The sequence below is a fragment of the Patulibacter ginsengiterrae genome (genome assembly GCF_056269115.1).
In genome coordinates, this window is the sequence record NZ_JBWDOG010000001.1 from 290,269 (window position 1) to 304,662 (window position 14,394).

Annotated in this window: 11 protein-coding genes; 3 read left to right on the forward strand and 8 right to left on the reverse strand. The window is 73.2% G+C overall.

Going from position 1 to position 14,394, the window contains the following annotated elements; all coding sequences use genetic code 11:
• Positions 1–50: 50 nt before the first annotated feature.
• Positions 51–947: an oxidoreductase gene (locus tag ACVUH9_RS01265; protein ID WP_475753157.1), complete on the forward strand. Its 897-nt coding sequence runs from the start codon at positions 51–53 to the stop codon at positions 945–947.
• Between the two features lie 165 nt (positions 948–1,112).
• Here the strand turns inward: ACVUH9_RS01265 and ACVUH9_RS01270 are convergent, their stop codons facing one another.
• The 6 genes from ACVUH9_RS01270 to ACVUH9_RS01295 all read right to left on the reverse strand — a co-directional run bounded on the left by ACVUH9_RS01270 (position 1,113) and on the right by ACVUH9_RS01295 (position 7,439).
• Positions 1,113–2,024: a c-type cytochrome gene (locus ACVUH9_RS01270; RefSeq protein ID WP_475753159.1), complete on the reverse strand. Its 912-nt coding sequence runs from the start codon at positions 2,022–2,024 to the stop codon at positions 1,113–1,115.
• Positions 2,025–2,115: 91 nt separating this feature from the next.
• A complete protein-coding gene (locus ACVUH9_RS01275) occupies positions 2,116–3,327 on the reverse strand; it encodes a ZIP family metal transporter (protein WP_475753161.1) in 1,212 nt (403 codons plus the stop codon).
• The gene (locus ACVUH9_RS01280) at positions 3,327–4,403 is read right to left on the reverse strand and encodes a multicopper oxidase domain-containing protein (RefSeq protein ID WP_475753163.1); all 1,077 of its coding nucleotides are present in this window, start codon (positions 4,401–4,403) and stop codon (positions 3,327–3,329) included. The genes ACVUH9_RS01275 and ACVUH9_RS01280 overlap by 1 nt, the downstream gene beginning before the upstream one ends.
• Before the next feature lie 197 nt (positions 4,404–4,600).
• Positions 4,601–5,716, reverse strand: coding sequence for a class II histone deacetylase (locus ACVUH9_RS01285; protein ID WP_475753165.1), 1,116 nt, complete (start codon positions 5,714–5,716; stop codon positions 4,601–4,603).
• Positions 5,713–7,227, reverse strand: coding sequence for a sodium:solute symporter family protein (locus ACVUH9_RS01290; RefSeq protein WP_475753980.1), 1,515 nt, complete (start codon positions 7,225–7,227; stop codon positions 5,713–5,715). Before ACVUH9_RS01290 ends, ACVUH9_RS01285 begins: the two co-directional genes overlap by 4 nt.
• A 2-nt stretch (positions 7,228–7,229) precedes the next feature.
• Entirely contained in the window at positions 7,230–7,439 is a 210-nt protein-coding gene (locus ACVUH9_RS01295; protein WP_475753167.1) for a hypothetical protein, read from the reverse strand.
• A 186-nt stretch (positions 7,440–7,625) separates the two neighbouring features.
• Here ACVUH9_RS01295 and ACVUH9_RS01300 point away from each other — a divergent pair, with 186 nt between their 5' ends.
• Positions 7,626–8,648: a LacI family DNA-binding transcriptional regulator gene (locus ACVUH9_RS01300; RefSeq protein WP_475753168.1), complete on the forward strand. Its 1,023-nt coding sequence runs from the start codon at positions 7,626–7,628 to the stop codon at positions 8,646–8,648.
• A 17-nt stretch (positions 8,649–8,665) separates the two neighbouring features.
• Here ACVUH9_RS01300 and ACVUH9_RS01305 read toward each other — a convergent pair whose 3' ends face one another.
• On the reverse strand, positions 8,666–9,316 hold the full coding sequence (locus ACVUH9_RS01305) for a glutathione S-transferase family protein (protein WP_475753170.1): 651 nt from the start codon (positions 9,314–9,316) through the stop codon (positions 8,666–8,668).
• Positions 9,317–9,596: 280 nt separating this feature from the next.
• On the opposite strand from ACVUH9_RS01305, the gene ACVUH9_RS01310 reads away from it, so the two are divergent.
• Positions 9,597–12,833 (forward strand): BTAD domain-containing putative transcriptional regulator, encoded by a 3,237-nt coding sequence (locus ACVUH9_RS01310; RefSeq protein ID WP_475753172.1) that lies wholly within the window; start codon positions 9,597–9,599, stop codon positions 12,831–12,833.
• Positions 12,834–12,897: 64 nt separating this feature from the next.
• On the opposite strand, the gene ACVUH9_RS01315 is transcribed toward ACVUH9_RS01310, so the two are convergent.
• A complete protein-coding gene (locus tag ACVUH9_RS01315; RefSeq protein WP_475753174.1) occupies positions 12,898–14,361 on the reverse strand; it encodes an MFS transporter in 1,464 nt (487 codons plus the stop codon).
• Positions 14,362–14,394 lie beyond the last annotated feature (33 nt).

The following is a 14,394-nucleotide window of genomic DNA, read 5'->3' on the forward strand; positions in this document are numbered from 1 at the left end:
CGCACGATGTTGTCATTGACAACTGAGTTGCCAGTGCCTACATTCAAGCCATGCCCTCCTCCAAGTGGACCGCCTCCTCGCTCCCCTCCTACGCCGGCCGGACCGTCGTCGTCACCGGCGCCAACAGCGGCATCGGCCTGATCGCCGCCCGTGAGCTCGCCCGGGTCGGCGCCCGCACGATCGTCGCCGTCCGCGACCTCCAGAAGGGCGAGCGCGCCGCCGCGACGATCGACGGCGACGTCGAGGTCCGCCGGCTCGACCTCGCCGACCTCGCCTCGGTCCGTGCGTTCGCCGACGCCTGGGAGGGCAAGATCGACGTGCTGATCAACAACGCGGGCGTGATGATCCCGCCGCGCGGGACGACCGCCGACGGCTTCGAGCTGCAGTTCGGCACCAACCACCTGGGCCACTTCGCGCTCACCAACCTGCTGCTGCCCCACGTCACCGACCGCGTCGTGACGGTCGCCTCGGGCGCCCACCGCGGCGCACACGTCGACCTGTCGGACGTCAACTGGGAGCGGCGGGAGTTCAAGAACTGGGCCGCCTACGGCCAGTCGAAGCTCGCAAACCTGCTCTTCACCCTCGAGCTGGAACGCCGGCTGCGGTCGGCTGGCTCCCCGGTCCGCGCACTCGCCGCCCACCCCGGGTACGCCGCGACCAACCTCCAGTCCGCAACCACCCACCCGCTGCAGCGGTTCGGCATGAAGATCGGCAACCGGGTGATCGCCCAGGACGACGCCGCCGGCGCGGCCCCGACCCTGTTCGCCGCGTCGCAGGACCTGCCGGGCGCGTCGTACGTCGGCCCCGACGGCCTCGGCGAGCTGCGCGGCAGCCCGACCCTCGTCGGCCGGACCGCCGCGGCGAGCGACCCCGAGACCGCCAAGCTCCTGTGGGACCTCTCCGAGCAGCTGACCGGCGTGCGCTACACCGCGCCCGTCGCTGTCTAGGCCTAGGCCCCGGGCCCTAGGTGTAAGACCCGGGACGTTGCTCCGGTCTAGACGCCGGGTCCCGGCCGGACCCGGCAGACCGGAGGCCTGCCGCCCAGAGCAGCGCACGGCCGCTGCTGGTTGCAGGGGACCAGCCCGTCGAGGAGCTGGGTGATCGAGTGACGATCACGGGTTCGCGACGGCCTCGAGGTAGCGCACGAGCGCGTCGAGGTCCCGGGCATCGAGGCGCTCGCCGTACTCCTGGGGCATCAGATCACCGGCGTAGCCCTCGGCGATCGTCGCCTGCGGGTCGACGATGCCCCGCCGGATGAACGCCTGGTCGCGACCGCTCAGGGCCTGGTCGAGGTCGGGACCGACGCGCCCGCGCGTGCCGGCATCGGCGAGGGTGTGGCACCCACCGCAGGCTCCGGCACCGCCGAAGACGTCCCGGCCGCGCTGAACGACCGCCGCCACCACGCGCGGACGGGATGTCGTCGTCCCGGTCGCACGGGTCGGCGTGGCGTGCTCCGGCCCTGCCGGCTGGAGCGCACCGCAGGCGAGCGCCGCGACGAGCACCGTCGCCGTGACGCCGGCCGCCGCGCGCCAACCGCGACCCGCCCCCGCTCCGCTCGCGCTGCGCGCAACCCGTCGACCTCGGCCCCGTGGCGCTCGAGCCCCACGGTCGGCAACGATCGCGGCGGCCACGAGCATCACGGCGAGGATCTCGGCGACGAGGGTCACGGTGCCGTGGCCGTCGTAGCCGCCCTCCTGGTAGCCGAACAGGCCGCCGCCGTGGGTCAGGAGGATCGCGCCGATCGAGAGCAGCGAGACCGCGAGGGCCGCGACGACGTACGCGACCAGCCGCCGGTCGAGGAGCAGCAGGACCGCCGCGACGGACACGATCGCGTTGACGAGGAACAGCGGTCCGACCGTCGGGACCGCGCCGTAGCGGCCGGCGAACAGGAAGGCGTGCTCGGCTGCCCCGACCAGGACCGCCATCGCCGAGAGCGCCAGCAGGATGTGCGCCGCGGGCGTAGCCGTTGTCCGCCCCAGCAGGCGAGCGAGTCCGGTTCCCCCGGAGGCGCCGACGGTCCTCATCGCGCCGCCCGATCGGCTCGGCCGCACGGAGTGGTGACCGCCGCCGGTCGAAGCGGCGGGCGCGGCCCGATGCCGTGACGCAGGACCGTGGTCATGCGCCGGTCAGCAGGCTGGTGGCGTACATGATGAGGATGCCGGCGAGCAGGCCGCCGACGGTGGTGGGGTACAGCACCCTCCCCGCTCGGTCGCGGATCGCGGGGACGAGCTGCACGATCACCTGGATGATCGCCCCGATCCCGACGCCGAGCAGCAGCGTCGCCAGCTCGGGGTTGAAGGCCCGGGCGCCGATCACCGCGCCGAGGATCGCCGGCGCGCCGGCGATCAGGCCCAGCAGCCCGAGCCGGGCCAGCGAGGGCCGTCGGCGGTCGGCCAGCGGCGCGACGATCGCCAGTCCTTCGGTGGTGTTGTGGAGCGCGAACCCGAAGACCAGGAACGCGCCGAGGGCGAGCTCGCCGATCGCGTAGGCCGACCCGATCGCCAGGCCCTCTCCGAGGTTGTGCAGGCCGATTCCGATCGCCACGAGCAGCGCGAGCTGGTAGGCGCTGGCGCCGCGCGCAGCCGCCCGCGCCTGGCGGCTGCGCATCCAGCGGTCGAGGGCGACCAGCGCGAAGTAGGCCACCGCGGCCCCGAGGAACAGCAGCTGGACGCCGCCGAACGCGCCGCCGCTGCCTTCGGCGATCTCGCTGCCTTCGAGGTAGGCGTCGACGGCGAGGAACCCGAGCAGGCCGATCGTGGCGGCGAGGAAGGCCCGGATCCAGACCTTGCGGACGCGGCGCAGGAACGGCAGGAAGAGCATGCCGAGCAGGACCGGGATCACGCCGACGTAGACGCCGAGCAGGATCATCAGGCCGAAGAACCGGCCGTCGGGCTCGGGGGTCGCCACGGCGACGTCGACCGCGTGCTCGACCGTCGCGCCCGACGAGAGCAGCAGCGAGACGACCAGCGGCGAGCCCTCCTGCCAGGGGTAGTCGAGGGTCAGCTTCTGGGTCGCCATCCGGCCGATCTCGTCACGATCGGTCTGGAAGTCGACGTAGGCGTCGTTGACGGCGACCTGGGCGATCGCGACCGGGTCGGGGCCGACGTTGCGGACGGTCAGGTCGATGGCGCCCGAGCGGAGGACGGTGCGCTCGACGGCGACGTCCTCGACCGGAGGGCCGTTGCGCTCGCCGAGGGTGCCGCCGCCGAGGGTCAGGAGCGTCACCAGCGCGGCGACGATCAGGACCAGCGGGACCAGGCCCAGGGCCCAGGTCGGCAGGCGCCCGCGGTCCGGAGGGGTGGGGACGGGAGCCGTATCGGTCGTCATCAGGCGACCTCGAACATGCCCATCCACCCGAGCTCGGCGAACTCGGTCTTGTGGGCGTGGAACATGAACTGCCCCGGGTGCTTGAAGCGCATCTCGCAGATCCCGCGCTGGGCCTGGGCCTGCGTGACGATGTCGGTGAACTCGCTGGACTGCAGCCGGGTCCCCGTCGGGTAGTAGTCGAAGAAGTTCGCGTGGACGTGGAACGAGTTGAGCGGGTCGTACTCCAGCGCGTTGACGAGGTAGATCCGGACCAGCTCGTTCCGCTTGAGCTTGATCGGCTCGTTCATGTAGTGGAAGGCGACCGTGTTGACCGCGTAGATCTGGTTGCCCTCGAAGTCGAAGTTGGTGTTGAAGCCGTTCATCACCATCACCAGCTCGTCGGCATCGGCGCGGCCGCCCCGGGGGTCGCAGACGAAGGTGCCGTAGAGCCCGCGGGCGATGTGCTCCGCCAGCGGGCCGACGTGGCAGTGGTAGAGGTGGAGGCCGAACGGCTCGGCCTCGAACTCGTAGGTCGTGCTCTTGCCTGGCGCGATCACCCCCGCCCCGACCCCGGGAATCCCGTCCATCTCCGGCCGGTGGAAGCCGTGGAAGTGGACGGTGTGGGGGTGCGCGGAGGCGTTGACGAAGCGGACCCGCATCAGGTCGCCCTCGGTCGCACGCAAGGTCGGGCCCGGAATGCGGCCGTTGTAGGTCCACGCCGGGTACTTCACGCCGGGAGCGACCTCGATCTCCTTGTCCTGCGCGATCAGCTGGTACTCGCGCAGGACGCGTCCGCCCGGCAGCCGGGTGGTCCGGCCGTAGTCGAAGTCGCGCAGGACGTCGGTCGGGTTGAACCCGTTGGCGCGATGGTCGACGGTACTCCCGCGCCTGAAGCTCGGCCCCTCGTGACCACCGCCGTGGCTCATCCCACCGCCCGCGGCGCCGCCTCCCGCGCCGTGCCCGGCGTGCGGGTTCGCGGCGGCAGCGGCTGAACCGCCGTGCAGGTTCTGGTGGGGAACCAGCTCGTGGAGCACGGGCAGGGCGACCCCGGCCGCCGCTGCCCCGCCGAGCAGTTGTCGTCGATTGATCTGGCGCACGCCGACACCGTAGCAAGACTTTGGCTTGCCAAGATTTGACTCATGGCATGCGTCATTCCAGAATGAGCCCCTCCACTAGCGGCGCGCCGCATGCACCGTGGCAGCAGCCCGACCGGCCCCCGGGCCGGTCGGGTCCCGCAGGCCCAAGGCACTCGCGGCGCCTCGATCGACGAGCAACGCCGATCAGGCACTCGTCGCTATACCGCGCCGAGCGCCCGGGCGACCTCCTCCGCCTGTGCGATCCGCTCGTCCTGCCACGGCTTGAGCGCGTGCGCAGGCGAGTGCTCGAAGCCAGCGTCGAACGGGTCGACGACGCCGGTGTCGTGCCCCGAGAGCGCCTCGAGCACGGCGAGCGCGCAGAACGGCGCGTGCACGGGCGAGTAGCCGCCTTCGTGCGAGAACACGAGCCGACCGTCGCACACGTGCTCCGCGAGGGCCACGAGGCGGGCGGCCATCGCGCCGAAGCCCACGGCCGTGACGGTCATGCAGCCCAGCGGATCCAGGGGGCTGGCGTCGAAGCCGGAGGCGACCATGATCAAGTCGGGCGCGAACGCCTCCACCGCCGGCGCCACCACCCGATCGACGGCGGCCAGGTACGCGCCGTTGCCCGAGCCGGCGGGCAGCGGCACGTTGATGCACGCGCCGTGCGCCGCGGGGCCGCCGGTCTCGGCCAGCTCACCGCTGTCCTGCGGGAACAACCGCTCCTGGTGGAGCGAGATCGTCAGTACGTCCGGGTCGTCCCAGTAGATCGACTGGGCGCCGTTGCCGTGGTGGACGTCGTAGTCGACGATCGCCACGCGCCGCACGCCGAGCCGCGCCCGCGCGTCCTCGATCGCGACAGCGACGTTGTTGAACAGGCAGTAGCCCATCCCGGTGCCCGCGACGGCGTGATGGCCGGGCGGGCGCACGAGGGCGTAGGCGTTGTCGGCACGCCCGGCGACGACGGCCTCCGTGGCCGCCATCGTGCCGCCGGCCGCGAGGCACGCGATCTCGTACGACCCCGGGCCGAACGGCGTCGCGCCGTCGCCCCCGTCGCCGCCCGTCGCCGCGCTGAGCTGCGCGATCCGGTCGACGTGCTGGGGGGTGTGCACGCGTGTCAGATCCTCCCGCGTGGCCGGCCGGGCCGTGACCCGGTCGACCGCGTCGAGCATCCCCGAGACCTCGATCAGCCCGGCGATCCGCGCCTTGGACTGCGTGGACTCGAACGCGTGGTACGGCTGGCTCATGCCGCCCGACGGGTAGATGCCGATGGCGGTGCCGGTGTCGTGCCAGGCGTAGCGCTCGTGCCAGACGTAGGCGGTGCGACGGGTCATGCGGTGGGCTCCAGGACGAGGGACGGGGTGACGGGCGTCGCCGGCTCGGGCCGGTCGACGCTCGCGAACAGCTCGTCGACGCGCTCGCGCTCGTGCTCCGGCGTGCGCACGAGCAGCGCGCAACCGACGTAGAGGACGACGTTGACGACCAGGCCGACGACGCCGGCGGTGAGGCCCTCGAGCCCCGGGATCGACGTCGGGTACTGCCATTGCAGGATCGCGGCGGTCGCGAAGCCGCCGACCATCGAGACGGTCGCCGCGGTCGCGTTGCCGCGGCGCCAGAAGATCCCGAGGAACAGGGTCGGCGCGAGCTGGGAGATGCCGGCGTAGGAGATCATCGCCAGCTCGACGAGGTTCGACGTCGTGTTCGCGGTCGAGACGGCGAACACCGCGGCGAGCACGAGCAGGCCGGCGACCGCCGCCTGGCCGACGCGCGGGCTCTCCACCCGGCGGTCGCGGAGCACGCCGACGATGTCGTTGGCGGTCTGCGCGCCGAGCGCCTGGAGGTTCGCGCCGACGTTGCCCATCGTCGCCGCGACGACGCAGATGCCGGCGAGCGTGACGGCGATGGGGCCGATCGCGTCGGCGGTGAGGAAGAAGACCGCGTCGGGCGCGTCGGCCACGCCGGGGAGCGTGGAGGCCGCGATCGCCATCAGCGCCACCGCGGTGCCGAAGACGAACATCAGCGGCGCGGCGCGCACGGCGGCCCGCTTGATCGTCTCGGGCCCGCGGGAGGCGAAGAGGCGCACGAAGATGTCGGGCCAGCACCAGCCGCCGAGCGTGCCGGTCAGGACGAGGGAGAGGTAGTAGAGGGCGCCGGTCGCGCTGCCCGGGCCGGGGATCGTGAAGAACGACGCCTCCGGCTTGCCGAAGCCGTGCCCGTTCGTCACCAGCCACGTCAGCATCCCGACGAGCAACAGCGTGCCCAGCAGGTAGGCGACGATCCCCTGGACCATGTCGGAGATCACCAGGCCACGGGCGCCCATGCGGATCGTCCAGAGCTGCCGCAGCACGATCACCGCGATGCCGATGTAGACCGCGTCGGTCGCCTCGACCCGCCCGAAGGAGAGGTAGGTGAAGACGAGCGTGAGCGACTGCATGCCGAGCACCAGCCACGGGAACGACGCGACGAGGCCGATGATCGCGGCGACGACGCGGACCGCGGTCGAGCCGTAGCGCAGGCCGAGCAGGTCGGCCTGGGTGCGCAGGTCGTGCTCTCGGCCCCACACGTGGACGGGCCGCGCGAGGAAGTACATGAGCACCACGGCCAGCAGCGAGTACGGCACGAAGTAGAAGCCGATGACGCCGGAGGCTGCGGCGAGCCCGGCGAACGAGATGAAGATCGTGCCCGGGTACCACGTGTTGACGAACGCCATCATCGAGTACCACGGACCGAACTGGCCGCTGGCGGTGGCGTACTCGCTGAACGACGTGTTGGCGCGTCGCGTGCGCTCGAGCACCACGACGATGACGAGGAACAGCAGCGCGACGCCGCCGTAGCCGAGGACCATGTTCACCGGTCGTCCTCCCCCGCGGCATCGAGGCGGTGGATCACCACCACGCTTCCGACCACGAACAGGCCGGCGAAGACGAAGTAGCCGATCGCTACGGCGGCGGTGCCCGATGCGAGCCACCACTGGATCGGCGCGAACAGCAGCAGCACGGCGTCGACGACGGCGATGGCGACCATCAGCCGGCGGTTGCGGCGACGCGCGTCCGTCATCGGCGGATCGGTCGTCGGTCGGGCGGGAGTGAGCATGCGGGGGTCTCCGGGGACGGGTCCGTGGACCGAGGATTCGTGGCCACCCGGAACGTTCCGGGTGAGGCGTAGAGTGATGGCTGTCACCCAGCCTGTCAAGGGCACTCGGCGCGCCACCCCGCCCCGACTCGTCCCGTACGATCGGCGTCGATGTCCCAGGGCCGCGTCACCATCGTCGATCTCGCACGGGAGCTCGGCCTCTCGAAGACCACCGTCTCCGACGCGCTCCAAGGCCGCGGACAGGTCGCGCCGGCCACCCGCGAACGGGTCCGCGCCGCCGCCGCGGAACGCGGCTACGTCCACAACCGCGCCGCCCGCAGCCTGCGCACGAGCAGCGTCGGTGCCGTCGGGCTGCACGTGCCGCCGATCGTCCGCCAGTTCGCGTTCTACATGGAGTTCGCGTTCGGGGCCGTCCGCGGCGCCGCGGCGCTCGACACGGATCTCGTCCTCTTCGCCCGCGATCCCGAGCACGCCGCGGATCGCCCCTTCGCCGTCGACGGCGCGATCGTCGTCGATCCGCTGCCGGACGACCCGATCGTCCGCCGGCTGAAGCAGCAGGGCCTCTCCGTCGTCACCGCTGGCCGCTGCCTCGGCGACGACCCGCCCGCGGTCGACGCGACGATCGAGGCGACGCACAGCGCCTGCGTCCGCGAGATCCTCGACGACCTCTGGGCCGCGGGCCGCCGCCGACCGGCGTTCCTCGGCTCGGACCCCCAGTTCTTCTCGTCCTGGGCGTTCGACGTGCGCGCCGCGTACCTCGCGTGGTGCGCCGACCGCCGGGTCGAGCCCCGCGTCGACGACATCGCCGTGACCGCCGGCCCCGACGAGGCGCGCCGGACCGTCGAGAGCCTCGTCGACGCCCCCGGGGTCGACGCGCTCGTCTGCGCACCGCAGGGGTTCGCCGGCCGCGCCCGCGGCTTCCTCGCCGCGACGGGACGCGACGTCGTCGACGACTTCGATCTCGTGTCGCTCGTCGGCGACCCGGCCACCGAGCTCAACGACCCGACGATCACGACGATCGACCTCACCCCGTTCGCGTTCGGGGAGGAGGCCGCCGCCCTGCTCGGCGAGGTGCTCGCCGGCGCGGCGGTCGACGGGCCGATCGCCCGCATGCACCCCGCGAGCGTGCGGCGCTCACGGCGGCTGCGGGCCGTTCTCGGCGCCCCCGACTGACCGTCGGTGCGGGCCCGTCACGAGAGCGGCGCGCCGGTGTTCTGCGCCAACTGCGCCGCGAACGCTCGCTCGTAGGCCGGCCGCGCCTCGCCACGGGCGACGTAGGCGGCCAGGTTCGGGAACTCGTCCAGCATGCCCGAGGGCCTCGTCCTGAGCAGCACCGACACCATCATCAGGTCACCCGCGCTGAACGCTCCATCGAGCCAGTCGGCGTCGCCAAGACGGACGGACAGCTGTCCCAGCCGGTCGCGAACACGCTCTTGCACCAACGGCAGGCGCTCCTGGCTCCACGACGTGTCGCTCTCGACGACCTTGGCCATCGAGAGGTCGAGGATCGGCGGCTCCACCGTGCTGAGCGCCGCGAACATCCAGGTGATCGCCCGCGCCCGCGCATCCGCATCACTCGGGAACAGCCCCTCGTGGCGCTCGGCGAGGTGGAGCACGATCGATCCGCTCTCGAACAGCGCGAGATCGCCCTCCTCATACGTCGGGATCAGCCCGAAGGGGTGCAGCGCCAGATGCGCCGGCTCCCGCTTCGCCTGGAACGACACGGGGCGGACCTCGTACGTCTGGCCCACTTCCTCGAGCGCCCAGCGCACGCGCGTGTCCCGCGCCAGTCCTCTGCCGCCGTCGGGCGAGCGTTCGAAGGCGGTGATGGTGATGGTCATCGAAGGGCTCCTTCAGCGTCCGGCCCGAGCGTGCGCGACGACCCGGCCGATGTCGTGCGGGGCCGGGCCGACGGGGAGCCGTCCAGCGACGGGGTGCGGTTGGTCTTCGCAGGGTGAGGCATGCCGGTAGGACCGCGCGTCCGACCCAGAATCATCGGTCCGTGGAGACGCCCACCGCAGGCCGGCCGACAAGCTCGCGAATCCGCCGCAGAACCCGGGCCCGAGATAGGCCGCGAGCGGCACCCATGGAGCGTTGCGACGTCCATGCAAGAGTGGGCGCGTGCGCGTGGCCATCCTCGGAGCCCTCGAGGTCTGGCGCGACGGGAGCCCCGTGCCCGTCGCGGGTGCTCGCGTGCGTGCGCTGCTGGTGCGGCTCGCGCTCGATGCGGGTCGGGACGTCAGCCGGGGTGCGCTGATCGACGCGATCTGGGAGGCGGCGCTACCGAACGACGCCGGCCACGCGCTGCAGGCGCTGGTCTCGCGGCTGCGGCGTGCGCTCGGATCCGAGGCGGTGCTCTCCGGGGCGGCCGGCTACCGGCTGGCGGTCGCCCCCGAGGACGTCGATGCGCTCGCGTTCGAGACGGCCGCTCGGGCGGGCGCTGCGGCGCTTCGGGCCGGGAACGCGTTGGGCGCCGCAGAGACGCTCCGGGACGCGCTCGCGACCTGGCGCGGGCCGGCGCTCGGCGAGCTCGCGGGTGCCCAGCGGTTCGCGACGGAGGCGGCGGACCGGCTCGAGGCGCTGGGCCTGGCCGCGACCGCCGACCGCATCGAGGCCGACCTGCTGCTCGGTAGCGGAGCCAGCCTGGTCCCCGAGCTCGACCGGCTGACGGCGGCCCACCCGCTCCACGAGCGCCTCGCCGCGCAACGGATGCGGGCGCTGGCGGCGGCCGGCCGGGCGGCCGAGGCGCTCGACGCGTATGAGCAGGTCCGCGTCCGTCTCGACGAGGAGCTCGGTGCGGTCCCGTCCGCCGACCTCCGGGCCGCCCACCTCGCGGTGATCGACGGGACGGCCGGTGCGCCCGCGACCGCCGCTGCCCCGACCGCGGTCATGCCTACCGCCGCCTCTCCCCGCCGCACGAACCTGCGTCACAGCCTGACGAGCTTCGTCGGCCGCGAGGACGATGTGGAGCGCCTCGACGCGCTCCTGGCCGAGCACCGCCTCGTCACGTTGATCGGTCCCGGCGGGGCCGGCAAGACGCGTCTGGCCGGCGAGGTCGCAGGCCGTCAGAACAGCCGGGCGCCCGACGGCATCTGGATGGTCGAGCTCGCGACGATCAGCGACCCGGCCGACATCGGCGCGGGCGTCCTCGGGGCGCTCGGCCTGCGCGAGGCGAGCCTGCTCCGGCAGTCGGCGGCGGGCGGGGCGGGATCGGGCGGACCGTCCGACAGCGACCCGGTGGCGCACCTGCTCGACGTCCTGGCCGAGCGCGAGACCGTCCTGGTCCTCGACAACTGCGAGCACCTCGTCGACGCGGCGGCCGTCCTCGCCGACCAGCTGCTCGCGCACTGCCCGGGACTGCGGATCATCGCCACCAGCCGCGAGCCGCTCGGCATCGCCGGGGAGCGCCTGGAGATGGTCCCCCCGCTCGGCCTGCCGCCCGCCGACGCCGATCCGCAGGCGGCGCTCGAGCATCCCGCGGTCCGGCTGTTCGCCGACCGCGCAGCCGACGCCGCGCCGGGGTTCGCGGTCGACGCCGCGAGCGTCGGGAGCGTCGTGGAGATCTGCCGGCGCCTCGACGGCCTGCCGCTGGCGATCGAGCTCGCCGCGGCGCGCCTGCGGTCCCTGCCCGTGTCCCAGATCGCCGCGCGCCTGGACGACCGGTTCCGCCTGCTCACCGGCGGCAGCCGCGCCGCGCTGCCGCGCCAGCAGACCCTCCGCGCCGTCGTCGACTGGAGCTGGGACCTCCTGACCGAGGATGAGCGGCTCGTCGCCCGCCGCGTGGCGGTCTTCCCCGCCGGGGTGACGCCGGAGAGCGCCGCCGCGGTCTGCGCCGACGACGACCTCGACGCCCACGCGGTGCTCGACCTGCTCGCGGCGCTCGTCGATCGCTCGCTGCTGGCCCTCATCGATCGGGGCGCGCCGCGCTACCGGATGCTCGAGACGATCCGCGAGTACGGCATCGAGCAGCTCGCCGAGCACGACGAGCTCTCCCCCACCCGCACCGCCCACGCGCACTACTTCGCCATGCTGGCCGACGACGCCGACGCGCACCTGCGCGGCCCCGAGCAGCTGCACTGGTTCCGTCGCCTCGAGGCCGAGCGCGACAACCTGCTCGCCGCGCTCCGCTGGCTCGCCGACGACGGTGACGCCCGCCGCGCGCTGCGCCTCGCGATCTCCCTCGGCTGGTTCTGGGTGCTGTCCGGCAGCCCGAACGACGCGACCGCCGCGATCCGGCTCGCGCACGCCGTCCCCGGCGACGCCGACCCGCTCGACCGCCTGATCGCCGAGAACCTGCTCCTGTTCGGGGATGACGCCATGACCGCCGACGTCCGCACGGACCTCGCGGCGTTGCTCGACGAGCTCGACCAGCTGGACCTGTCGCCGCGTCCGGTGGCCGTCGCCGCCGCGCCGGTCCTCGCCTGGTTCTCGTCGGAGCCGGCGCGCGCCGAGCGGTTGTTCGCCCGCGCCCTGGAGAGCGACGACGCCTGGGTCCGGGCGACGGTCCCGCTCGCGCTCGCGCAGACGGCCGAGAACGTGGGCGACGTCGAGGGCGTCCGGCGCCACCTCGAGCAGGCGCTCGTCGCCTTCCGCGCGCTCGGCGAGCGCTGGGGCCTGACCGCGACGTTGAGCTCCGTCGCCAGCCTGCGCATGCTCGAGGACGATCTCGACGGTGCCGCGGCGGCGCTCGAGGAGGCCCGCGCGCTCTTCCAGCAGCTCGGTGCCGACAGCGACAACGCGCGACTGCTGCTCGACATCGCCGGCGTCCGCTGGCGCCAGGGCGACCTCGAGGGTGCCCGCGACTACGCGCGTCGCTCCCGGGACGCGACCGACGTCGGCGGCATCGAGTCGGCGTTCGCCGGGGCCTTCCTCGCCCGCCTGGGCTGGCTCCTCGGGGACGAGGACGAGGCCCGCGAGCTGATCACCGCCGCGCTCCGGACGATCGAGCGCGTCGCTCCGGGCCGTCCCGAGCGCGCCCACATCCAGTCGGCGGTCCGCGCCTCCGCCGCCCTGATCGCGGTCGACGACGACGATCCGGACACCGCACGGGAGCATCTGGAGATCGCCTACCCCGCGGCGATCGAGACCCAGGACCAACCGATCGTCGCCCTCGTCGGCGTCGCGCTCGCCGCGTACGCGAGCCGCGTCGGGGACGCCACCGCGGCCGCCGAGATCCTCGGGGCCGCCGCCCGGCTGCGCGGCGCCGAGGACCGCACCGACCCCGCCATCGTCCGCCTGACCGCGCACCTGCGGGAGACGCTCGGGGACGAGGCCTACGAGGCCGCGTTCGGGGCCGACCGCTGGCAGGAGCGCGACGCGGCCCTGCGGCGACTCGACCCGGCGACCGTCGGCACCTGAGCCCGGCTGCGCCGACCACCGGACCGCCGCCACCGACCGTGCCCCGGCCTCGACGGCTCCAGGCTCAGTGCGCCTCCTCCGTGGAGCGCGAGTCGGTGAGCGTCCAGGCCCCGTAGCCGGCAACCAGGCCGACGACGATCGCGAGGATGCCGAAGGTGACGCGCTCGCCGTGGAAGAACGAGGTCACGAGATCGTCGCTCCAGCTGCCGGCCGGCAGCGCCGTGGTGACCAGGACGGCGATCAGCGTGCCCACGACGGCGGTGCCGACGCTCGTGCCGACCTCCTGCGCGGTGTCGTTCAGGGCGGTGCCGATCGACGTGCGGTTGGCCGGCATCGCGTCGACCAGGGCCACCGCGCAGATGATCATGATCGTGCGCAGGCCGATCGTCATGACGACCATCGAGACCGCGATCGCCAGGTACCCGTGGTACACGCCCCACGACATGCCGGCCAGCGAGCCGGCGAGCAGGGCGGCACCGATCATGCAGGCGACGCGATGCCCGAAGCGCTTCGCGAGCCCCTCGGAGAGCGGGGACGCGAGCAGCATCGTCACGATCAGCGGGAGGTTCGCGAGGCCGGCCCGCACCGGGCTCCAGCCGTAGGCGTACTGGAAGTGCAGGATCAGGCCGAACATCACGCTGGCCATGGCGATCGAGGTGCCGACCTGCGCGATCGCGGCGCCGCGGACGGTGCCGTTCTTGAACAGGCCGAGGTCGAGCATCGGCGCCGCCGTGCGGCGCTCGTGCCGGACGAACCAGACGGCCGCACCGACCGCGCCGACGACCGCCGCGAGGGTGCCCGCGCCGAGCCAGCCGTGCTCGACGCCGCTGGTCAGGGAGTAGCAGGCCAGGCCGATCGTGAGGACGCTGAGGACGGCCCCGGGCAGGTCGAGCTTGTCCTCGGTCAGGTCCTCCCGGCGGTCGGCCGAGACGCCGACACGGACGCCGACGTACGCGATCAGCGCGATCGGGGCGTTGATGACGAGCAGCCACTCCCAGCTGACGTGCGCCAGGGCGGTGCCGCCGAGCAGCGGGCCGAGGACGAACCCGGACAGGCCGACGACGATCATCACGGTCATCGCGCGCATCCGCAGCGCCTTGTCGTCGAAGAGGCGGAAGACGAGCGAGTTGGTGATCGGCGCCATCATCGCGGCGGCGATGCCGAGGCCGGCGCGCAGGGCGATCAGCTCGCCGGCGGAGTGGACGAAGACGACGCAGAGGCTCAACGCGCCGAACACGCCGAGCCCGATCATCAGGACGCGCCGTCGTCCCCAGCGGTCGGCGATCGATCCGGCGGTCAGCAGCAGGCCACCGAAGGTCAGCGAGTACGCGCCGGTGACCCACTGCAGACCGGTGGTGCCGCTGCCCAGGTCGCGGCCGATGGTGGGCAGGGCGATCGACAGCAGCGTGTTGTCGACCATCTCGACGAAGAAGGCCAGGCAGAGCGCGGCAAGTGGGATCCACGCTGCACGGAGCGACGTGTAGACCCGCGGCGACGCCGCTAGGGGTGTGGTGGCCGTGGTGCTCATGCCGGGAGCATCGGCGACGCCACTCACAGCATC

Excerpts from the sequence above, each read along its gene's own strand:
- ACVUH9_RS01285 (WP_475753165.1), bottom strand. The coding sequence starts at position 5,716 with ATGACCCGTCGCACCGCCTACGTCTGGCACGAGCGCTACGCCTGGCAC.
- ACVUH9_RS01300 (WP_475753168.1), top strand. The coding sequence starts at position 7,626 with ATGTCCCAGGGCCGCGTCACCATCGTCGATCTCGCACGGGAGCTCGGC.
- ACVUH9_RS01315 (WP_475753174.1), bottom strand. The coding sequence starts at position 14,361 with ATGAGCACCACGGCCACCACACCCCTAGCGGCGTCGCCGCGGGTCTAC.
- ACVUH9_RS01275 (WP_475753161.1), bottom strand. The coding sequence starts at position 3,327 with ATGACGACCGATACGGCTCCCGTCCCCACCCCTCCGGACCGCGGGCGC.
- ACVUH9_RS01305 (WP_475753170.1), bottom strand. The coding sequence starts at position 9,316 with ATGACCATCACCATCACCGCCTTCGAACGCTCGCCCGACGGCGGCAGA.
- ACVUH9_RS01295 (WP_475753167.1), bottom strand. The coding sequence starts at position 7,439 with ATGACGGACGCGCGTCGCCGCAACCGCCGGCTGATGGTCGCCATCGCC.
- ACVUH9_RS01290 (WP_475753980.1), bottom strand. The coding sequence starts at position 7,227 with ATGGTCCTCGGCTACGGCGGCGTCGCGCTGCTGTTCCTCGTCATCGTC.
- ACVUH9_RS01270 (WP_475753159.1), bottom strand. The coding sequence starts at position 2,024 with ATGAGGACCGTCGGCGCCTCCGGGGGAACCGGACTCGCTCGCCTGCTG.
- ACVUH9_RS01265 (WP_475753157.1), top strand. The coding sequence starts at position 51 with ATGCCCTCCTCCAAGTGGACCGCCTCCTCGCTCCCCTCCTACGCCGGC.